This window comes from Amycolatopsis sp. NPDC058278 (assembly GCF_042881395.1).
In the GTDB taxonomy this organism is placed as follows: domain Bacteria; phylum Actinomycetota; class Actinomycetes; order Mycobacteriales; family Pseudonocardiaceae; genus Amycolatopsis.
In genome coordinates, this window is sequence record NZ_JBHVXZ010000030.1 from 46079 (window position 1) to 65124 (window position 19046).

Sequence of the window (19046 nt, forward strand, 5' to 3'; positions counted from 1 at the left end):
TGGGTATCGCCCTCACTCTCCGGTGCCGGTCGAAGTGCGTCAAGGTGACGTTGGCCGGTCCTCGGTAACCTGGCGGCTTGGAATCCTTTCTCCGGAGCTTCACCGCCGCGCAGTCGACCCGGCAGCCGTACCGCCACCCCACGGCGGCCGAGCTCAGAACCGCCGAAACCGGCTTCGCCGCGTTCCTCGACCGGGCCCCGCACCACCTCGGTCAGCTGGGGTTTTCCGTCGCTGACGACTCTCTCGTGGTCCAGGAGCCCGGCACCGGACGCGCCTGGGGGCTCTACGCGATCGACCGGTCCGCACCGCCGTCACTGGTCGTCGAGGTGCCGCACCCCTCGTCCGACCTGCGGACCGACCTGATCGGCCTGGCGCTCTTCCGGCAGGTGCCCGGCGCGGTGCTGGCCGTCGCGGGGGCGCACCGCCGCCGGGAGGACCCGGCACACGAGACGCGGACCGTCTTCCACGTCGTCACCACGCTGCTGGCCCGCCGCGGCCTGCCCCAGGTCCAGCTGCACGGCTTCAAGGACCGCACCCTGCCCGCGGCCGACGTCGTCGTTTCGGGCGGGGCCACATCGGTCGGCGATGCGGGCCGCCGGGCGGCGGACCGCCTGGAAGCCGCCGGGTTCCGCGTCCGCCGGGCCTGGGCCGAGCCCTGCCGCGGCCTGGCCGGGACGACGAACGTCCAGGGCCAGGCCGCCGGCGGCGGGCCGTTCCTGCACGTCGAGCTCAACCGGACGATCCGCGAGACCCGCCGCGACGACGTCGTCCGCGCACTGGCCCACGCCGACCTGCGCAAGCCCTAGGCGGACCGCTCTCCCAACCGCGGGAAGGGCTTCGTCGAGAACAGCACTTCCACGGAGACCTCGAAGAACTCCGCGATCCGCAGGGCCAGGAACAGCGAAGGGCTGTACTCGCCGCGCTCCAGGTAGCCGATCGTCTGGTAGTGCACCCCGAGGGCCTCGGCCAGCTGCCGCCGCGAGATCGACCGTTCCGCGCGCAGCATCGCGATCCGGTTGTAGACGACCTCACTCATGACTGAACCTTATTCTGGTAAGGACGGCGCCACGGACCGTAGCTTGCCCACCTACGGTGACCCTTGCGCCGGCCGACGGCTGAATAAGGTTCACTACCCCACACGCTGCATGGCCTTCTGCCGCCGTTCGGCCAGCGACGAGCCGGCCTCGCGCCGCGCCATGCGGCGGAGCAGGATCGGGGCCAGCGCGAAGCCGGCCACTGCCCACGCGAGCAGCACCGCCAGGGTCGCCACCGGCCGCCACGACTGGCCGATCTCGACGGCGAGCGCGCTGTCCGGCAGCAGCGCCGAGCGCATCCCGAGGCCGAGCCAGTACATCGGGAACACCTGCCCGACGTCCTGCAACCAGCCCGGCAGCGCCGTGATCGGGTAGAAGATCCCCGAGATCGCGCCCATGCCCATGACCGGCAGCGTGATCAGCCCGACCGTGCGCGGGCTGCTGGTCAGCGCCCCCAGCCCCGCGCCGATCGGCATCGTCGCGATCATGCCGAGCACCACCACCCCGAGCAGGTGCAGGTACGACCAGACCCCGTCGGGCGCCAGCACGGAGAACGCGAACAGGCACGGGACCAGGACCGCGGCGATGGACGTGAGCTGGGCGAGCGACAGCGCGGTCGTCTTCCCGACCAGGTACCCGAGCATCCCGTTCGGGGTCGCCTTCGCCCGCAGCAGCGTGCCGTCCTCGCGGTCGACGGCCAGGTAGCCCGCCGCGGCGGTCAGGCCGTTGAACACGATGCCGGCGCCGAGCACGCCGGGCACGGTGGCCGCGCCCAGCGAGAACGACGTGCCGGGCAGCGTGGCGTTGCGCATGAAGAACAACGTACCGAGGAAGAGCACGACGAAGACCAGCTGCCCCACCACGTCGTCGAGGTTGGTCCACGTCTGCTTGAACTCGATCCAGCCGCGGGCCAGCCCGGCGCGCAGTGCGGTGGTCCTGGCGTTCATCGCGCACCCGCTTCCTGGAGGCCGAGCTCCGTCTCGCCGCCGGTCTCGGCGCGGCGGACCAGCGTCATGTAGGTGTCCTCCAGCGACGCCCGCCGGACCTCGAGGTCCGCGACGGCCTCACCGTGCTGCTTGAACAGGTCGTGCACGTACTTCGTCGCTTCGGTCGTCGAGTGGACGAAGCGCTGTTCGCCGACGCTCCAGCGGACCTCGGCCTCGTCGGAGATCTGCCGGCTGAGCTGGTCGGCCGAGCCGTCGGCGATGATCCGGCCGCCGTTGAGGATGAGGATCCGGTCGGCCAGCTTCTCGGCCTCGTCGAGGTCGTGCGTGGTCAGCAGGATCGTCGTGTCGAGCTCGTCGGACAGGCGGTGCACCAGGTCGTGGAACTCGCGCCGGGCCTCGGGGTCGAAGCCCGCGGTCGGCTCGTCGAGGAACAGCAGTTCGGGGCGCCCGACGATGCCGATGGCGACGTCGAGCCGCCGGCGCTGCCCGCCCGAGAGCTGCTTGAGCTTCTTGTGCGCCTGCTCGGTGAGCCCGACCGTCGCGATCAGCTCGTCGGTGTCCCACGGCCGCGGGCGGGCCGCCGACGAGTACGGCGCGTAGTACCGGCCGAGGTGCGCGAGCAGCTCGCGGACACGCCACTTCCCGTGGTCGCGCCAGGACTGGAGCACGACCCCCAGCCGTGCCCGCCAGTCCTCGCCGCCGTGCGCCGGGTCGACGCCCAGCACGCTCACCTCGCCGGCCGACCGCATGCGGAAGCCCTCGAGGATTTCGATCGTCGTCGTCTTGCCCGCGCCGTTCGGCCCGAGCAGGCCGACGACCTCCCCCCGGTACGCCTCGAACTCGACGCCGTGGAGCACGTCGCTGGTGCCGTACCGCATCCGCAGCCCGTGCACGCGGACGACGGGATCGGCTGGATCTCTCATCACGGTCACCCCCTCTGACTGATGCGATCGAATGTAGCATACCTACTACATTCGATGGGACTTCTGCTGTCCCGGGAACTTGACCCGCGGTCATCCGGTTCGCGGGGCATGGGAACTTGGCTGGGGCTCGCCCTTCCGGGCGGCGTGGTGATCCTGCTGGTCATGGCCGCGATCGAACTGCGGCCGCGCAAGAACGGCTCGCGCTTCAAGGCGCGGCTGTCGGCGACCTACATCGAAGAGACCACCGCGTTCCTCTACGGGACCAAGCGGCGTGAGCTGGAACACCGGGAAACGATGTCGATGCTCGTCGAGCAGGACGCCGAAGGCGCGCCTCCCTGGCGTGACGTGGACCTGGACGCCGGAACGGCCCGGATCCGCCCGCGTTCGGACCCGCCGGAGCGCCGGAACGGCCAGCTACAGTGACCCCATGCCGACCCCTGCACGCGTGCGAGCCGACGCGTGCCCCGGTGTTTTCGCACCCCACGACGCCGCCGACGGACCATTGGCCCGGGTGCGGCTGCCCGGCGGCACGATTTCCGCAGTGCAGCTGCACGCGCTGGCCGACGCGGCCGAAGCCTGCGGCGACGGCGACCTCCACCTCACCTCGCGCGGCAACGTCCAGCTGCGCGGCGTCACCCGGCCCGGCTTGGCGGCCCGGCTGAGCGACGCGGGTCTGCTGCCATCGCCGTCGCACGAGCGGGTCCGGAACGTCCTCGCGTCGCCGCTGAGCGGAGTGCGCGGCGGCCTCGCCGACGTCCGCGGCCTGGCGGCGTCGCTGGACCTGGTGCTGTGCTCGACGCCGGAGCTGGCGGCGCTGCCCGGGCGATTCCTCTTCGCCTTCGACGACGGACGCGGGGACGTCGCCGGCGAAGGCGCCGACGTCTGCTGGCGGGCGGTGGACGCCGGAACCGGGACGCTGCTGCTCGCGGGCGGCGACACGGGACGACGGGTGGCCCGCGCCGACGCCGTGGCGGTGCTGATCGAGGTGGCGCTGGAGTTCTGCCGGGTGCGCGGGGCCGCGTGGCGCGTCGCCGAACTCGACGACCCGGCCTGGCGCGGGACGCCGGTGCCGCGGACCGCGGCCGAGGTCCCGGCCGGGCTGGTCGAACGGGACGGCGGCTTCGCGGCCGGTGTCGTCCCGCGCTTCGGGCAGCTGTCCGCGACGCAGGCGCGGGCGCTGGCGGAGTTCGGGACGGCGCTGGTCACGCCGTGGAAGTCCGTGGTCCTGCCGGACGCGCCCGCCGACGTCTTCACGCGGCTGGGTTTCGGCGGCGTCGCCTTGGGGACCACCGCGTGCATCGGCCGGCCGGGCTGCGCGAAGTCGCGCGCCGACGTCCGGGCCGACGCGGTGTTCCGGCCCGGGCTGCGCGCGCACTTCTCGGGCTGCGAGCGGCGGTGCGGAAAGCCGTCGCAGTCCCATGTGGACGTTGTCGCCGAGGCGGGGGGCTACCGCATCGACGGCCGGTGGGTGCCGCTCGACGAGATGGAAGGGAAGCTGTGATCGACTACCTGCGGGACGGTGCCGAGATCTACCGGCACTCGTTCGCCACGATCCGCGAGGAGGCGGACCTGGCGATCCTGCCCGACGACGTGGCCGGCGTGGCGGTCCGGATGATCCACGCCTGCGGCATGGTCGATCTGGTCGACGACCTGCGCTACACGCTCGACGTCGTCGAATCCGGCCGCGCCGCGCTGGAAGCCGGCGCGCCGATCCTGTGCGACGCGCAGATGATCGCCAGCGGCGTCACCCGCCGTCGCCTGCCCGCGGCCAACGAGGTGCTTTGCACGCTGTCGGACCCTTCTGTGCCCGGGCTGGCCGAACGCATGGGCACCACCCGGTCGGCGGCGGCGCTGGAACTGTGGCGCGACAAGCTGCCCGGCTCGGTCGTGGCGATCGGCAACGCCCCGACGGCCCTGTTCCGCCTGCTGGAGATCCTCGACGAAGGCGTCGGCGCGCCCGCGGCGATCATCGGCGTCCCGGTCGGCTTCGTCGGCGCGGTGGAGTCCAAAGTGGAGCTGGCCAAGCGCGCCCCGGCACCGTACCTGGTGGTGCACGGGCGGCGCGGCGGCAGCGCGATGGCCGTCGCGGCGATCAACGCCCTCGCGAGCGCCGAAGAATGACCGGGACGCTGTACGGCGTCGGGCTCGGCCCCGGCGACCCGGAACTGATGACGGTCAAGGCTGCCCGCCTGATTTCCGAAGCCTCGGTGATCGCGTACCACTGCGCGCGGCACGGCCGGAGCATCGCGCGGTCGGTCGCCGAGCCGTACCTGCGCGAGGGGCAGATCGAGGAGAAGCTCGTCTACCCGGTCACGACCGAGACGACCGACCACCCGGGCGGGTACGAAGGCGCGATCGCCGACTTCTACGAGCTGAGCGCGAAGCGGCTGGCCGAGCACCTCGACGCGGGCCGCGACGTGGTCCTGCTCTGCGAGGGCGACCCGTTCTTCTACGGCTCGTACATGTACATGCACGAACGGCTCTCCGGCCGCTTCGAAGCGGTGGTCGTCCCGGGCGTGACGTCGGTGAGCGCGGCGTCGTCGGTCTTCGGCCGTCCCCTGGTGCAGCGCGACGAGGTGCTGACGGTGCTCCCGGGCACGCTGCCGGCCCCCGAACTGGCCCGGCGCCTCGCCGACACCGACGCGGCGGCGGTGCTGAAGCTGGGCCGGACGTTCTCGTCCGTGCGCGAGGCGTTCGCGGAGGCGGGCAAGCTGGACGACGCCGTCTACGTCGAGCGCGCGACGTGGGGGCAGCAGCGCATCGAGCCGTTGGCCTCGGTGGATCCTTCGACGGTGCCGTACTTCTCGCTGGCGTTGCTGCCTTCGCCGGCTTATGCGTCACGCCGGTCTTCGCCGGCGTCACCTCCTGCTGCCACCCCTTCGGCCGGTGAGGTCGTCGTCGTGGGTCTCGGTCCGGCGGGCCCGGAGTGGCTCACGCCAGAGGCCGCTGCGGAGCTCGACGCCGCGGAGCACGTCGTCGGGTACGGGCCGTATGTCGCGCGGGTGCCGCAGAAGGCGGGCCAGCAGCGGCACGCGTCGGGCAACCGGGTCGAGGCGGACCGGGCGCGCGAGGCGTTGTCCCTGGCCGCTTCCGGCTCCCGGGTCGCGGTGGTGTCCTCGGGCGACCCGGGGGTGTTCGCGATGGCCTCGGCGGTGCTGGAGCAGGTGTCGGCCGGGCACGGAGCGGGCGTCCGGGTCCGGATCGTGCCCGGAGTGACGGCCGCCCAGGCGGCGGCGTCCCGGGTGGGCGCGCCGTTGGGGCACGACTACTGCGTCCTGTCGCTGTCCGACCGGCTGAAGCCGTGGGAGATCATCGAGAAGCGCCTCGACGCGGCGGGCGCGGCGGACCTGGTGCTGGCGCTGTACAACCCGGCGTCCCGGACCCGGACCACCCAGCTGGCCGACGCCCGCGCGGTGCTGCTCCGCCACCGTTCTGCCGGCACCCCGGTGGTGGTGGCCCGCGACGTCGGCGGCCCGGAGGAGGACATCCGCATCACGACGTTGGGCGACCTGGACCCGGCGACGGTGGACATGCGGTGCCTGCTGATCGTGGGTTCGTCGAAGACCCGCGCGGAGAACGGCATCGTCTGGACGCCCCGCAGTTACTGACGTGAGGCCGGGCCGCGACCCGGCCTCACACTTCTCAGCGCGTCGGGTCCTTGCCGTTCGGCTGCCGCGGTCCCGGGCCCGGTGACCACCAGCCCGGCACCGTCTTCTCCCCGTGCACCACCGTCGGCGCGATGCCCTCGGTGAACGGCTCGATCTGCAGCAGCTGGCCCCACGACTGGCTCGGCTGGCCGATCAGGTAGCTCGGCACCTCCGGCTCCTCGGCCAGCTCCTCCAGCCAGCCGATCGGCCCGCCGTTCGTCGAGGACGCCCATTGGGCCTCGTCCGCCAGGCCACCCGCCGTGATGCGGTAGTCCGGGACCTGCGAGATCCCGTCGTGGGACGTCACCGGCTGGACGCACGGGTACACGAACGACGCCGGCCAGTCCACGTACACCGGCTTCGAGCCGATGCGGTCCGTCAGCGTCGTGAACGTCGGAACGCGCGGGGCCGATGCCGCGATCCAGCCGTCCTCGGTCAGGTCGTTGTCGATGATGTTGATGCGGACCGCGTTCGTCTCCGGCGGGAGGTCGCGCAGGTTGATGCGGGTGTCGTTCCAGCCGTTGGTGCCCGCGCCCGGCGGGAGCATGAACTGGCTGCGCAGGACCTTCACGCCGTCCGGGGTGTCGACGCCGTAGTCGAGGCTGACCGACGTCGGACGGCGGGCCGCACCCGCCGCCGCCACCACGATCTGGCCGTCTCCCGGCTTCTCCGTCAGCGCGTACCAGTCGCTGCGCAGCCGCCCGGCGCGCGTCTCCGGGTCGAGGTAGCTCGACCACATCGGCACCTGGTCCGGCGTGAACCCGTGCGGAGGTTCGGCCAGGGGGTCCTTGTCGTCGACCGGACGGGTGTGGAAGCCGGTCTGGACGCGGCCGTTGTCCTGGTCGGGGTTCGGCAGCGGCGAGTCCGTCTCCTTGGGCTTCTCCGCGACGGTCCGCTGCTCGGCCTGCGGGTGCAGGATGCTCGTCGCCGCGTCGCGCTCGACCATCACGTGGTCGGAGAGGTTGCAGCTCTTGCCGAACAGGTGCCCGACGTTGGCCGCGCCGAGGCTGTAGCTGCCGGACTGGTTGTGGATCGCCCACGCCATCGTGACGAACTCGCCCGCCGCGACCAGGCCGCAGACGACCACGAGCGACAGCGACCCGAGCCGCAGCGCGCGCAGCCGGCCTTCCTGGGGCTGGTCCGGCAGGCCCGGCCGGTGCGCGCGGACGTTCTCGACGAACGCGTACACCCCGGCGATCGCCGCGGCGATCAGCAAGATCGTGGACAGGCCGATGCCGCCGATCGACGGCGCCACGTTCGTCCACTGGACACCGAGGCGCGAGACGAACCAGTAGGTGTTCGGCCCGGTCGCCGCCAGGGCGGCGACGACCAGCAGCCCGGCGAGGAAGGCGGCGCGGTTGCGTTTGGACCGCAGGACCGTCGAGCTGGTCGCGAGCGCGGTCAGTGCCGCCATCGACGCGCCGACCGCGGCGAACGCGCCGAAGTGGTGCGTCCACTTCGTCGGCGTCAGGGCCAGCAGCAGGAAGAACAGCGCGGTCGTGCCGATCAGTCGCCGCGCCGGGCCGAGCGACGCGCCGGGGATCCGGCTGCGGCGCAGCAGCATCACCAGGCACGTTGCGGTGCACAGCACGACCAGCAGCACCGGGAACCGGCGCGGCGCCGAGCCGTCCGGCAGGTCGGCGAACAGCAGCTGGTAGCGCGCGAGCTCCTGGAACCACGAGAGGTTCGGGCCCACCTGGGTGCGGATCCGGGTCGCTTCCTGCACCGTCGCGAACGTCTGGTCGGCGAACACCACGACCAGCACGAGCAGCCCGGCCGCGGCGACCGGTGCGAGGACCGGCAGCCAGCCGTGCTCGTTCGCGCGCTGGCGGATCAGCTTGAACAGCGGGCGTGCCGCGACCAGGTACGGCGCCACCGCGATCAGCCCGGTCGGCGTCGCGGCCAGGGTGAACCCGGCCGCGGTCAGGCCGAGGCACAGCGGCAGCAGCCGGCGCGTCACCAGCGTGCGCTCCACCGCGCAGATCGCCAGCAGCGAGCCGAGCGCGGCCACCGGTTCCGGGCGGACACCGTTGTTGTAGGGCATCCACCAGATCAGGAACACCGTCGCGGCGGCCCAGCTGGCCGGGCGGCTGGTGCGGATCTGGGTGCCCAGCCGCGGCATCACCTCGCGGCTGATCAGCAGCCAGCTGAGCACGCCGAGCAGGAACGACGGCAGCCGGATCCACGGCGGCACCGTGCTGACGTGCGTCATCAGCTCGAAGACGTGGTAGAACCAGCCGAACGGCGCCTCGGCGACCCCGAACCAGCGGTGGTAGTTCGTCAGGTAGCCGGTCGCCTCGGTGACCCGGGCCATGGTGAGGATGTAGCCGTCGTCGGAGGTCACCGGCCCGATGAAGACCCAGGCGCCGAGCGCGATGATCACCGTCGCGTCCCGCGCCGTCAGCCGCCACCAGCCGACCGGCGCCCAGCGCGGGGCGCGGCGCGCGAAGCCGGAGTCGCGGCGCCAGACCGCGATCAGGCAGCCGATCAGCGACAGCACGGCGAGCACGCCGACGACGATCTTCAGCGCGGTCGGCGACGTCTGGTACCGCGTGTCCGGCACGACCGAGACGTGCAGGCCGGCGATCGGGTCCTTGCTCGAGTTGATCGAGGAGTAGATGCCGACGACGCGGGGCCGGACGTCGCCGCCCGCGTGGAAGATCGGTGTCCCGGCGACGGCGAGCGTCATCTGCGTCGCGTCGACGTCCAGTTCGACGTCGCACTTTTCGGCGGGCAGCGGCTGCTGGGCGATCTGCTGGCCCTGGCTCGAGGCGAGCAGCACGCCGTTGTCGACGCGCAGCTGCAGGCCGACCCCGTTGCCGGCCTTCGGGTCGGTGCGGCCGTCCGGCACGGTGGCGAAGAGCAGGCCGGGGCCGTTCGTGCGGGCGTCGACCGAGCGGATGGCCGCGCACGGCAGCTCGGCGCGCAGGTCCTGGGCCCAGTACCCGGTCAAGGGCGCGTTGACGGAGCGGGTGTCGCTGCCGGTCGGCCAGACGACCTCCGCCGTGTCCTGCACCACCGGCAGGAAGGGGAAAGCCAGCGCGCACAAGGCCGAGAGCAACCCCAGCGCTACGGCAATCAGACGCATCGGCGCAACGCTAACGGGTCAGAGGTCGGCGGCTGACGCAGCCCCCGGATCACGCGGGGTGAATCGCCCGTGGTGTATCGCCGCGGCCAGGGGACGGCGGCTGCGCCAGCCGTGGCGCTCCAGGTCGGGCACGGTCTCCAGCTTGCTCACCGGCCCCACGCAGAGCCACGCGACCGGCCGGACGCCGTCCGGGATGCCGAGCAGCTCGCTCAGGAACGGCTCGCGGTAGAAGCTGACCCAGCCGGTGCCCAGGCCCTCCGCGGTCGCGGCGAGCCAGAGGTTCTGGATCGCGAGGCAGACCGAGTACAGGCCGGCGTCGGCGATGGCGTGCCGGCCGAGCACGTCGGGCGCGCCGCGCGCCGGGTCGTAGGTGACGACGATGCCGAGGCTCGCTTCGAGGATGCCTTCCACCTTGATGTTCGCGAACGTGCTCGCGCGGTCTTCGCCGAGCTGCCCCGCGAAGACCTCCCGTTCCTCGTGGACGTGCTTGGCGAACTTCTCGCGCGTCGCGTGGTCCTCGACCAGCACGAAGTCCCACGGCTGGGTGAGCCCGACGCTCGGTGCGGCGTGCGCGGCCTCGAGGATCCGCGTGAGCGTGGGTTCGGGGATCGGCGCGCCGGTGAACTCGCCGCGGACGTCCCGCCGCTTGCGCAGGACTTCGTAGAACTCTTCGATCATCGGTGCAGGACCCATTCGACGGCCTCGGGGACGGTTTCGGCGGTCTCCGTGTGCGGCCGGGCCGGCCGCCGGACCACCAGGACGGGCTTCCCGAGCTCGCGGGCCGCGGTCAGCTTCGCGCTGGTCTGCGCCCCACCGGAGTCCTTGGTGACCAGGACGTCGACCCGGCCGAGCAGCTCGCGCTCGGCTGCCACCTCGTACGGCCCGCGGGCGAGGAGGAGCTCGTGGTGCCGCGGGAGCGGCGGCTCGGGCGGGTCGACGCAGCGGATCAGGAACCACAGGTCGTCGAGGTGCGCGAAGGCCGGGAGGCCCTGGCGGCCGCTGGTGAGGAAGACGCGTTCGCCCAGGTCCGGCAGCCGGCGCGCGGCGTCGGCGAGGTCGTCGGCCCAGTGCCAGACGTCCCCGGGGCCCGGCCGCCAGCCGGGCCGCGCGAGCCGGAGGAGGGGTGTTTCCGTCAGCTCGGCCGCTTCCGCCGCGTTCGCGCCGATGCGCTCGGCGAAGGGGTGCGTGGCGTCCACGACGGCGTCGATCCGGTTTTCGCGCAGATACCGCGCCAGGCCCGCCGGGCCGCCGAAGCCGCCGACGCGTACTTCGCCGGCGGGAAGCCTCGGTCGTGCGACGCGTCCGGCCAGCGAAGAGACAACGCGGACTTCGCGCGCAGTGAGCGTTTCGGCGAGCTGCCGGGCTTCGCCGGTCCCGCCGAGGATCAGGATCACGAGGAACGTCCGTAGCCGACGGCCTCGCGCCAGCGGTCCAGGGTCCGCAGGTTGGCCAGGGTCTCCGCCCAGGTCAGCTCGGGCGCCTGGCGGTCTTCGACGTGCGCGGCGACGTGGTCCGCTTCGCGCGCGAAGACGCCCTGGGTGGCTTCGACCTCGATGACCTCCGGCTCGCCGCCGGCCGGGGTCAGGATGATCTGCGAGACGCCGGGCTTGCGCAACGGGTGGATCCACGCGGGCCGCGGGATGTGGATCTGCCCGTCCGAGCCGAAGACGCGGATGCCGTCCTCGCGGGTCAGCCGGATCCCGCACGAGATCGTCGCGAGGATGTCCCCGGGCAGGCGCAGCAGGCCGGTCGCCCACTCGTCGACGCCGGTGGCGGACAGGTGCGCCATCCCGCTGACCTCGGCCGGTTCGACGACTTCCTGCCCGGTCGCGGCCTGCGCGACCAGCCGCGCCAGGGACGTGCAGTAGCAGCCGACGTCGAGGATCCCGCCGCCGCCGAGCGCCGGGTCGCCGAGCCGGGCGGTCTCCTCCGGGTTGCTGTCGAAGGAGAAGGTCGTGTCCACCGCGCGGACCTCGCCGATGGCGCCGGACGAGATGAGCTCGGCCAGCCGCCGTGTCTGCGGGTGCAGCCGGTACATGAACGCCTCCATCAGGAAGACGTCGTGCGCGCGGGCGGCCGCGATCACCTCCTCGGCATCGGCCGCGGTGATCGTCAGCGGCTTCTCGCACAGCACGTGCTTGCCCGCTTCGGCGGCGGCGATGGCCCACTGCTTGTGCAGCGCGTGCGGCGTCGAGACGTACACGGCGTCGATGTCCGGGTCGGCGAGGAGCTCTTCGTAGCTGCCGTAGGCCTTCGGGATGTCGAAGCGCGTGGCGAAGTCCCGCGCGCGCCCGGCGTCCCGCGCCGCAACGGCCCCGAGGACGCCGTGTTTGCTCTCGTCGACGCCCGCGGCGAAGTGGGCGGCGATCGTCCCGGCGGCCAGCAGGCCCCAGCGCAGTTCCGTCACAACGACTCCGGTTGGTTCGCCCGGTCGCGGGCACTCGAGTAGAGGAAGCTGTCGGGGAAGCTGGTGGCGGCGAGCACCCGCCCGACGAAGATGGTGGCAGCGCGCGTCATCCCGGCTTCGCGGACCAGCGCGGGCAGCTCGCCGAGCACCCCGCGCACGACGGTTTCCCCGGCCTGGCTCGCGAGCGCGACGACGGCGACGGGACAGTCCGCGCCGTAGTGCGGCCGGAGTTCTTCGGCGACCCGCTCGACGTGGTTGATGGCGAGGTGCAGCGCGAGCGTGGCCCCGGTCGCGGCGAAGGCGGCGAGGGTCTCCCCGGGCGGCATCTTGGTCGAGCGGGCTTGCACGCGGGTGATCACCAGGCTCTGCCCGATTTCGGGCACGGTGAGCTCCCGCTTCAGCGCGGCGGCCGAAGCGGCGAAGGCGGGCACGCCGGGGACGACCGCGTAGGGCACCCCGGCCGCGTCGAGCCGCCGCACCTGCTCGGCGACCGCGCTGTAGAGCGACGGATCCCCCGAGCACAGCCGCGCGACCTCGTGCCCGGCCCGGTGGGCCTCGGCCAGTTTCGCGACGATCTGCTCGAGGCTGAGGTTCGCCGTGTCGACGAGCTCGGCCCCGGGCGGACAGTAGGCGAGCAGATCGGGCGGCGTCATGCTGCCGGGGTAGAGGCAGACACCGCACCGGGCGAGCAGGTCCCGGCCTCGCACGGTGATGAGGTCGGCGGCCCCGGGTCCGGCGCCGATGAAGTGCACGGTCATCGGTTGCTCCACTGCGTCACGACCCGAGCCGGCGTCCAGCCGGTGAAGCCGCCCAGCGGGGCCGCCTTCTCCACGCCGATCCGCAGCAGTTCGCCGCCATGCTCTTCATACGCACGCGCCAGAACCTGCTCGGCCTCCAGCGTCACCCCGTGCGCCACCACCCGGGCGCCGGTGGCCACGCACGCGTCCAGTACGCCCGGCGCCGTCACGCCGCCTCCGATGAAGACCGCGTCCGGTGCGGGCAGCGCGCTCAGCGCTTCCGGTGCTTCCCCCGCCACCACCTCCAGTTCCGGTACTCCCAGGTCCAATGCGTTCCGGGCGATCCGCTCGGCCCGCTCCGCCGAGCGTTCGATCGCGACCGCGCGGTTCAGTCCGTGCAGCCGTGACCACTCGATGCCGACGCTGCCCGCGCCCGCGCCGACGTCCCACAACAGCTCGCCGGGACTCGGCGCGAGGCGGGCCAGCGCCGACACTCGCAGGTCGCGCTTGGTCAACTGCCCGTCGTGGGCATACACGTCGTCCGGGATGCCGATCAGCGGCAACGCCGGACCCGCGCACGCCAGCGCGAACACCGTCAGCGGTCCGGGATCGCCGGCCCAGCCGTCGGAGATGCGCTCGTCGGGCCCGCCCAGGTTCTCCAACGCGATCAGCTCGCTCTCGCCGTAACCCCGCACGGTGAGCAGGGAGCGCAAAGCGGGCGCGTCGGCACCCAGGACGAGCACTCGCCGGCGCGGCGCCAGCACCCGGGCGACGCGGGCCGACGACCGGCCGACGATGGTGACCACCTCGGTCTCTTCGGCGGACCAGCCCAGCCGTGCCCGGGCCAGTGTCACCGAGGAGAGCGCAGGTAGCGCTTCGACCTCGTATCCATGGGCCACCAGTGTGGCACCCACCCCCGACAAAAACGGATCGCCGCTGGCCAGGACGCAGATCCGGGCGCCTTCGTGCTCCGCGATGACCGCGTCCAGCCCCGGCAGCAACGGCGTCGGCCACGCCTGCGCCGGGACCTCCTCGGGCAGGTAGGCCAGCTGCCGGGGCGCACCCAGCACGACGTCGGCGGCGAGCACCGCGGCCCGCGCCGGTTCCGACAGGCCGGGCCAGCCGTCGGCCCCGATCCCGACCACGGTCAGGCGGTTCGCGGAGCCCGCCTCCGCCGTGGATCGACGTGATTTTTCGCGCACGATTTCCCACCCTAAGCGAGGCGGGCGCTGTGCGATGATCGGCCGGTCGCCGACGTCAGGAGCGCTGTTGAAGCCGTACCCGTTCACCGCCGTCGTCGGGTTGCCGGACCTGCGCCTGGCGCTGGTCCTGTCCTCGATCTCGCCCGCCGTCGGCGGGGTGCTGGTGCGCGGTGAAAAGGGCACCGCGAAGTCGACCATGGTCCGCGCGCTCGCCGGCCTCCTGCCGGGCGTAGACGTCATCGACGGCTGCCGGTTCTCCTGCGATCCCGCGGCTCCCGACCCGCTCTGCCCGGACGGCCCGCACGACGGCGCGAACAGCCACCGGCGGCCCGCGAAGCTGGTCGAACTCCCGGTCGGCGCCGCCGAAGACCGCGTCATCGGCTCGCTGCACCTGGAACGCGCGCTCGCCGAAGGCGTGACGGACTTCCAGCCCGGCCTGCTGGCCGCCGCGCACCGCGGGCTGCTCTACGTCGACGAGGTCAACCTGCTGCACGACCACCTCGTCGACACGCTCCTGGACGCCGCCGCGATGGGCCGCGCCACCGTGGAACGCGAAGGCGTTTCGGTCTCGCACGCCGCGCGGTTCGTCCTGATCGGCACCATGAACCCCGAAGAGGGCGAGCTGCGGCCGCAGCTGCTGGACCGGTTCGGGCTGACCGTCGAAGTCGCCTCCAGCCGCGATCCGGAGCAGCGCGTCGAGGTCGTCCGCCGCCGCCTGGCCTACGAAGCCGATCCCGACGCCTTCGCCGCCCGGTACGCCGGCGAAGACGCCCAGCTCGCCGCGGACATCGAAGCGGCGCAACGGCTTTTGCCCGCCGTCAAGCTCCCCGACGACGCCCTGCGTCAGATCGCCGAAATCTGTGCGTCCTTCGAAGTCGACGGCATGCGCGCGGACATCGTCACGGCGCGGACGGCGGTCGCGCACGCGGCCTGGGCCGGTCGCGACGAGGTGACCACCGAGGACGTCCGCGTCGCCGCGCGGCTGGCGCTGCCGCACCGGCGCCGCCGGAACCCCTTCGACGCGCCGGGGATCTCGGAAGAGCAGCTGGAGCAGGCGCTGCAGGACGCCCAGCCGGACCCGGGGCCCGAGGACGACGGCCCCGGCTCGGGGTCGGCGCCCTCGGAGGTGCCCGAGCCGCCACAGGGCAGCGAAAACGCGCCGCAAGGCGAACCGAAGCAGCAGAGTGGCGGTCAGCAGAAGACCGTCGGGGCCGGCGAGACGTTCAAGGCCCGCGTCTTCCGCGTCAAGGGCACGGGTGAGGGCGAGCGCGGACGCCGTTCGCGCGCGATCACCGACAGCGGCCGGACGATCGGCGTCCAGCCCGCGAGCGTCCGCGAAGGCCGGCCACACCTGGTCGCGACCGTGAAAGCCGCGGCACCGCACCAGAAAGCCCGCGGCCGCACCGGCGCCGGGCTCGAACTGCGCCCGGAAGACCTGCGGTTCGCCCTGCGCGAAGGCCGTGAAGGCAACCTCGTGCTGTTCTGCGTGGACGCGTCCGGTTCGATGGGCGCGAAGGCGCGGATGCGCGAGGTCAAGTCCGCGGTCCTGTCGCTGCTGCTCGACGCCTACCAGCGCCGCGACAAGGTCGGGCTGGTCACGTTCCGCGGCGATGCGGCCGAACTCGCGCTGCCGCCGACGATCAGCGTCGACGCGGCCGCGTCCCGCCTTGAAGGCCTCCCGACCGGCGGCCGGACACCCCTGGCCGAAGGGCTCCTGGAGGCGGCGCGCGTGCTGCGCGTCGAGGAGATCCGCGACCCCCGGCGCCGCCCGCTGCTGGTCGTCGTCACCGACGGCCGCGCCACCAGCGGTCCCGACGCCGTCGCACGCGCCAAGGCCGCGGCCGGGCTCCTGGCCGGCGTCACGACGATCGTGATGGACTGCGAGAGCGGCAAGATGCGCCTCGGCCTGGCCGCCGACCTCGCCGCCCACCTCGGCGCGGAACACGTCCCCCTCGCCGACGTCGCCGCCGAATCGCTGGCGGACGCCGTCCGCGCCCGGACCGGAAGGGCCGCCTGATGCCGCAGGGCAAACCGGAAGCCGTCCCGAACGACGGCCTGACCACCCGCCAGCGCCGCAACCGGCCGCTGCTCGCCGTGCACACCGGCGAGATGAAGGGCAAGTCGACGGCCGCGTTCGGGATGGCGCTGCGCGCCTGGAACCAGGGCTGGTCGATCGGCGTGTTCCAGTTCGTCAAGTCGGCGAAGTGGCGCGTCGGCGAGGAAGCCGCGTTCCGCGCGCTGGGCAAGCTGCACGAGGACACCGGCCAGGGCGGGCCGGTCGAGTGGCACAAGATGGGCGAAGGCTGGAGCTGGGCGCGCAAGTCCGGCTCCGAAGAGGACCACGCGGAGAACGCGCGCGAAGGCTGGGCGGAGATCAAGCGCCGGCTCGCCGCCGAGACACACGACTTCTACGTCCTCGACGAATTCTCCTACCTGCTCAAGTGGGGCTGGCTCGAGGTGGACGACGTCGTGTCCACTTTGGTCTCGCGGCCCGGGCACCAGCACGTCGTCATCACCGGCCGGTACGCGCCGCCGGAGCTCGTCGAGGCCGCCGACCTGGTCGCCGAAATGACCAAGGTCAAGCACCCGATGGACGCCGGCCAGAAGGGCCAGCGGGGGATCGAGTGGTAGCGCGCGTGGTCGTCGCCGCGCCCGGTTCCGGGCACGGCAAGACCACGATCGCCGCCGGGCTGATGGCGGCGCTGCGCGCGGCCGGGCACCGGGTGTCCGGGCACAAGGTCGGGCCCGACTTCATCGACCCGGGCTACCACGCCCTCGCCACCGGGCGTCCCGCGCGCAACCTCGACCCGTTCCTGCAGGGTGAAGACGCGCTGATCCCGCTGCTGCGGCACGGTTCCCACGGCGCCGACATCGCCGTGATCGAGGGCGTGATGGGCCTGTTCGACGGGGCACTGGGCACCGAAGGCTACGCCTCGACCGCGCACGTGGCCCGGCTGCTCGACGCGCCGGTGGTGCTGGTCGTCGACGCCTCGGCCGCCTCCCGCAGCGTCGCCGCGACCGTGCTCGGCTTCGCCCACTACGACAACCGCGTGCGGCTCGCCGGCGTCATCCTCAACAAGCTCGGCTCGCAGCGCCACCTCGACGAGATCGCGTCCGCGCTGGAAGCCACCGGTGTCCCGCTGCTGGGGGCGTTGTACCGCAACGAAGAGATCCACGCGCCGAGCCGTCACCTCGGGCTCGTCCCGGCGGCGGAACGGGCCGCGGAAGCTCAGCACGTGCTGCCCGCGCTGGCCGCGTGGGTGCGGGACGGCGTCGACCTCGAAGCGATCGTCCGGATCGCTTCCGGGGCGCCGAGGCTTTCTTCACCGCCGTGGCAGCCGTCCGGTGCGGATGGTTCACCGGTGACCATCGCCGCCGCCGGTGGTCCGGCGTTCACCTTCCGCTACACCGAGAACATCGAGCTGCTGGCGGCTTGCGGCGTCGAGGTCGTGGACGTCGATCCGTTGCGGGACCAGGCTTTGCCCGACGGGTGCGCCGGCCTGTACTTCGGCGGCGGGTTCCCCGAGGTGCACGCGGCCGAGCTGTCGTCGAACACGGCGTTGCGTTCCGCGGTGGCTTCGGCCGTCCGGAGTGGAATGCCGGTGAGCGCGGAATGCGCCGGCCTGCTCTACCTTTGCCAGTCTTTGGACGGCGTGCCGATGGTCGGAGCGGTGCCCGCGGACGCCAAGATGACCGCCCGCGGCAAGCTCGGCTACCGGCGCGCGGTCGCCGTCGAGGACAACCTGCTGGCGACGGCCGGTCAGCGCGTCACGGGGCACGAGTTCCACCGGACCGAGGTGACGCCGTCGCACGGCGCTTCGGCGGCCTGGGGCTGGGACCGGCAGCTGGACGGCTTCGCGTCGCCGACGCTGCACGCGTCCTACCTGCACGTCCACTGGGCGGGGTATCCCGAGCTGGCCCAGCGGTTCGCCGCGCGGGTGCGGGCGTATGACCGGGGCTGAACCCGCCTCCGCGGGCGGCTACGACCTGCACCACCACGGTGATCGTGAGGTCGGGCCGGGGCTGGTCGACCTGGCCGTGAACGTCCGGCTGCCGCGTCCGCCCGCTTGGCTGCGAGCCGAACTGGCGTCCGCTTTGGACTCGCTGGCCGCCTATCCGTCCACAGTGGAGGCGGTGCGCGCGGTGGCCGCGCGGCACGGCCGTTCTCCCTCGGAAGTGCTGGTCACCGCGGGCGCGGCGGAGGCGTTCACGCTGCTGGCCTCGGCTTTCCGGCCGCGCCACGCGGTCGTCGTGCACCCGCAGTTCACCGAGCCGGAGGCCGCGCTGCGGGCGGCCGGGCACGCGGTCTCGCGGGTGATCCTGGCCGAGGCGGACGGTTTCGTCCTCGATCCGGCGCTGGTCCCGGCCGACGCCGACCTGGTGTTCGTCGGCAATCCGACGAACCCGACGTCGGTCCTGCATCCCGCGTCTTCGCTGCTTTCCTTGGCGCGCCCCGGCCGGCTGCTCGTGGTCGACGAGGCGTTCCTGGACGCGATCCCGGGCGAGGCCGAGAGCCTGGCCTCCGGTGTCCCCGGTGTCGTCGTGCTGCGCAGCCTGACGAAGACCTGGGGCTTGGCCGGCCTGCGGGCGGGCTACGTGCTCGCTCCGGCGGATGTCGTCGAGCGGCTGCGGGCGGTGCAGGTGCCGTGGTCGGTGTCGACGTTGGCCGGCGTGGCGACCGTGGCGTGCTGCCGGCCGTCCGCGGTGGAGGAAGCGGAAAAGCTGGCGATCGCGGCGGAGTCGGACCGCGAGTACCTGGTGTCCGGCCTGACGGCGGCGGGCGTGCCGGTGCTGGGCGACCCGCGCGGCCCGTTCGTGCTGGTACGCGTCCCTGACGGGGCTTCCCTGCGCGCGCGCCTGCGTGAAGCGGGCTACGCGGTGCGGCGGGGGGACACGTTCCCCGGCCTCGGCCCGGACCACCTGCGGCTGGCCGTCCGCGACCGCGCGACCACGGACGCGTTCCTGGCGGCTTTGCGCGAAGTTTCGTAAACACCGACAGGGGGTTGTCGCCACCGCCGCCGAAACTGGGTGCACACCGGGAAACACCCGGCGTGGCAGCGG

The 19046-nt window shown here is 72.9% G+C and carries 18 protein-coding genes; 9 read left to right on the forward strand and 9 right to left on the reverse strand.

Going from position 1 to position 19046, the window contains the following annotated elements:
• The first annotated feature begins 77 nt into the window (after positions 1–77).
• Entirely contained in the window at positions 78–806 is a 729-nt protein-coding gene (locus tag ACFVYA_RS18015; protein WP_387046251.1) for a hypothetical protein, read from the forward strand.
• Here the strand turns inward: ACFVYA_RS18015 and ACFVYA_RS18020 are convergent.
• From ACFVYA_RS18020 to ACFVYA_RS18030, 3 genes are all read right to left on the reverse strand, one after another.
• A complete protein-coding gene (locus ACFVYA_RS18020) occupies positions 803–1036 on the reverse strand; it encodes a helix-turn-helix transcriptional regulator (protein WP_013228830.1) in 234 nt (77 codons plus the stop codon). The two genes, ACFVYA_RS18015 and ACFVYA_RS18020, sit on opposite strands and share 4 nt — an antisense overlap.
• Positions 1037–1129: 93 nt before the next feature.
• Positions 1130–1981: an ABC transporter permease gene (locus tag ACFVYA_RS18025; RefSeq protein ID WP_387046254.1), complete on the reverse strand. Its 852-nt coding sequence runs from the start codon at positions 1979–1981 to the stop codon at positions 1130–1132.
• Entirely contained in the window at positions 1978–2904 is a 927-nt protein-coding gene (locus ACFVYA_RS18030) for an ABC transporter ATP-binding protein (protein ID WP_387046256.1), read from the reverse strand. The genes ACFVYA_RS18025 and ACFVYA_RS18030 overlap by 4 nt, the downstream gene beginning before the upstream one ends.
• Positions 2905–3012: 108 nt before the next feature.
• Between ACFVYA_RS18030 and ACFVYA_RS18035 the strand changes: the two genes are divergently transcribed.
• From ACFVYA_RS18035 to ACFVYA_RS18050, 4 genes are read left to right on the forward strand one after another with little or no spacing between them, the layout of a single operon-like run.
• Positions 3013–3327, forward strand: a complete 315-nt coding sequence (locus tag ACFVYA_RS18035; RefSeq protein ID WP_285985491.1) for a DUF6191 domain-containing protein — start codon at positions 3013–3015, stop codon at positions 3325–3327.
• A gap of 4 nt (positions 3328–3331) precedes the next feature.
• Positions 3332–4405, forward strand: a complete 1074-nt coding sequence (locus ACFVYA_RS18040; RefSeq protein WP_387046258.1) for a precorrin-3B synthase — start codon at positions 3332–3334, stop codon at positions 4403–4405.
• The gene (locus ACFVYA_RS18045; protein ID WP_285985489.1) at positions 4402–5025 is read left to right on the forward strand and encodes a precorrin-8X methylmutase; all 624 of its coding nucleotides are present in this window, start codon (positions 4402–4404) and stop codon (positions 5023–5025) included. The genes ACFVYA_RS18040 and ACFVYA_RS18045 overlap by 4 nt, the downstream gene beginning before the upstream one ends.
• Positions 5022–6512, forward strand: coding sequence for a precorrin-2 C(20)-methyltransferase (locus tag ACFVYA_RS18050; RefSeq protein ID WP_387046260.1), 1491 nt, complete (start codon positions 5022–5024; stop codon positions 6510–6512). The genes ACFVYA_RS18045 and ACFVYA_RS18050 overlap by 4 nt, the downstream gene beginning before the upstream one ends.
• Before the next feature lie 34 nt (positions 6513–6546).
• On the opposite strand, the gene ACFVYA_RS18055 is transcribed toward ACFVYA_RS18050, so the two are convergent.
• The 6 genes from ACFVYA_RS18055 to cbiE are packed head-to-tail and all read right to left on the reverse strand — an operon-like array spanning position 6547 to position 13985.
• Complete coding sequence (locus ACFVYA_RS18055) at positions 6547–9639, reverse strand: arabinosyltransferase domain-containing protein (protein ID WP_387046262.1); 3093 nt, start codon at positions 9637–9639, stop codon at positions 6547–6549.
• A gap of 18 nt (positions 9640–9657) precedes the next feature.
• Positions 9658–10317 (reverse strand): 5,6-dimethylbenzimidazole synthase, encoded by a 660-nt coding sequence (gene bluB, locus ACFVYA_RS18060; RefSeq protein WP_387046264.1) that lies wholly within the window; start codon positions 10315–10317, stop codon positions 9658–9660.
• Positions 10314–11033, reverse strand: coding sequence for a cobalt-precorrin-6A reductase (locus ACFVYA_RS18065; protein ID WP_387046266.1), 720 nt, complete (start codon positions 11031–11033; stop codon positions 10314–10316). Before ACFVYA_RS18065 ends, bluB begins: the two co-directional genes overlap by 4 nt.
• The gene (locus tag ACFVYA_RS18070) at positions 11030–12046 is read right to left on the reverse strand and encodes a Gfo/Idh/MocA family protein (RefSeq protein WP_387046268.1); all 1017 of its coding nucleotides are present in this window, start codon (positions 12044–12046) and stop codon (positions 11030–11032) included. Before ACFVYA_RS18070 ends, ACFVYA_RS18065 begins: the two co-directional genes overlap by 4 nt.
• Entirely contained in the window at positions 12043–12804 is a 762-nt protein-coding gene (cobM, locus tag ACFVYA_RS18075) for a precorrin-4 C(11)-methyltransferase (RefSeq protein WP_387046270.1), read from the reverse strand. Before cobM ends, ACFVYA_RS18070 begins: the two co-directional genes overlap by 4 nt.
• The gene (cbiE, locus tag ACFVYA_RS18080) at positions 12801–13985 is read right to left on the reverse strand and encodes a precorrin-6y C5,15-methyltransferase (decarboxylating) subunit CbiE (protein ID WP_387046272.1); all 1185 of its coding nucleotides are present in this window, start codon (positions 13983–13985) and stop codon (positions 12801–12803) included. Before cbiE ends, cobM begins: the two co-directional genes overlap by 4 nt.
• 67 nt (positions 13986–14052) lie before the next feature.
• On the opposite strand from cbiE, the gene ACFVYA_RS18085 reads away from it, so the two are divergent.
• From ACFVYA_RS18085 to cobC, 4 genes are read left to right on the forward strand one after another with little or no spacing between them, the layout of a single operon-like run.
• Complete coding sequence (locus ACFVYA_RS18085) at positions 14053–16002, forward strand: putative cobaltochelatase (RefSeq protein ID WP_387046274.1); 1950 nt, start codon at positions 14053–14055, stop codon at positions 16000–16002.
• Positions 16002–16616 carry a cob(I)yrinic acid a,c-diamide adenosyltransferase gene (cobO, locus tag ACFVYA_RS18090; protein ID WP_285985480.1) on the forward strand — a complete coding sequence of 205 codons (615 nt, stop codon included), beginning with the start codon at positions 16002–16004 and terminating at the stop codon, positions 16614–16616. Before ACFVYA_RS18085 ends, cobO begins: the two co-directional genes overlap by 1 nt.
• Complete coding sequence (locus ACFVYA_RS18095) at positions 16610–17947, forward strand: cobyrinate a,c-diamide synthase (RefSeq protein WP_387046276.1); 1338 nt, start codon at positions 16610–16612, stop codon at positions 17945–17947. Before cobO ends, ACFVYA_RS18095 begins: the two co-directional genes overlap by 7 nt.
• Positions 17934–18974: an Rv2231c family pyridoxal phosphate-dependent protein CobC gene (cobC, locus tag ACFVYA_RS18100; protein WP_387046277.1), complete on the forward strand. Its 1041-nt coding sequence runs from the start codon at positions 17934–17936 to the stop codon at positions 18972–18974. Before ACFVYA_RS18095 ends, cobC begins: the two co-directional genes overlap by 14 nt.
• Positions 18975–19046: the final 72 nt, after the last annotated feature.

Excerpts from the sequence above, each read along its gene's own strand:
- ACFVYA_RS18050 (WP_387046260.1), top strand. The coding sequence starts at position 5,022 with ATGACCGGGACGCTGTACGGCGTCGGGCTCGGCCCCGGCGACCCGGAA.
- ACFVYA_RS18025 (WP_387046254.1), bottom strand. The coding sequence starts at position 1,981 with ATGAACGCCAGGACCACCGCACTGCGCGCCGGGCTGGCCCGCGGCTGG.
- ACFVYA_RS18055 (WP_387046262.1), bottom strand. The coding sequence starts at position 9,639 with ATGCGTCTGATTGCCGTAGCGCTGGGGTTGCTCTCGGCCTTGTGCGCG.
- cobM (WP_387046270.1), bottom strand. The coding sequence starts at position 12,804 with ATGACCGTGCACTTCATCGGCGCCGGACCCGGGGCCGCCGACCTCATC.
- bluB (WP_387046264.1), bottom strand. The coding sequence starts at position 10,317 with ATGATCGAAGAGTTCTACGAAGTCCTGCGCAAGCGGCGGGACGTCCGC.
- ACFVYA_RS18020 (WP_013228830.1), bottom strand. The coding sequence starts at position 1,036 with ATGAGTGAGGTCGTCTACAACCGGATCGCGATGCTGCGCGCGGAACGG.
- ACFVYA_RS18030 (WP_387046256.1), bottom strand. The coding sequence starts at position 2,904 with ATGAGAGATCCAGCCGATCCCGTCGTCCGCGTGCACGGGCTGCGGATG.
- ACFVYA_RS18040 (WP_387046258.1), top strand. The coding sequence starts at position 3,332 with ATGCCGACCCCTGCACGCGTGCGAGCCGACGCGTGCCCCGGTGTTTTC.
- ACFVYA_RS18035 (WP_285985491.1), top strand. The coding sequence starts at position 3,013 with ATGGGAACTTGGCTGGGGCTCGCCCTTCCGGGCGGCGTGGTGATCCTG.
- cobC (WP_387046277.1), top strand. The coding sequence starts at position 17,934 with ATGACCGGGGCTGAACCCGCCTCCGCGGGCGGCTACGACCTGCACCAC.
- cobO (WP_285985480.1), top strand. The coding sequence starts at position 16,002 with ATGCCGCAGGGCAAACCGGAAGCCGTCCCGAACGACGGCCTGACCACC.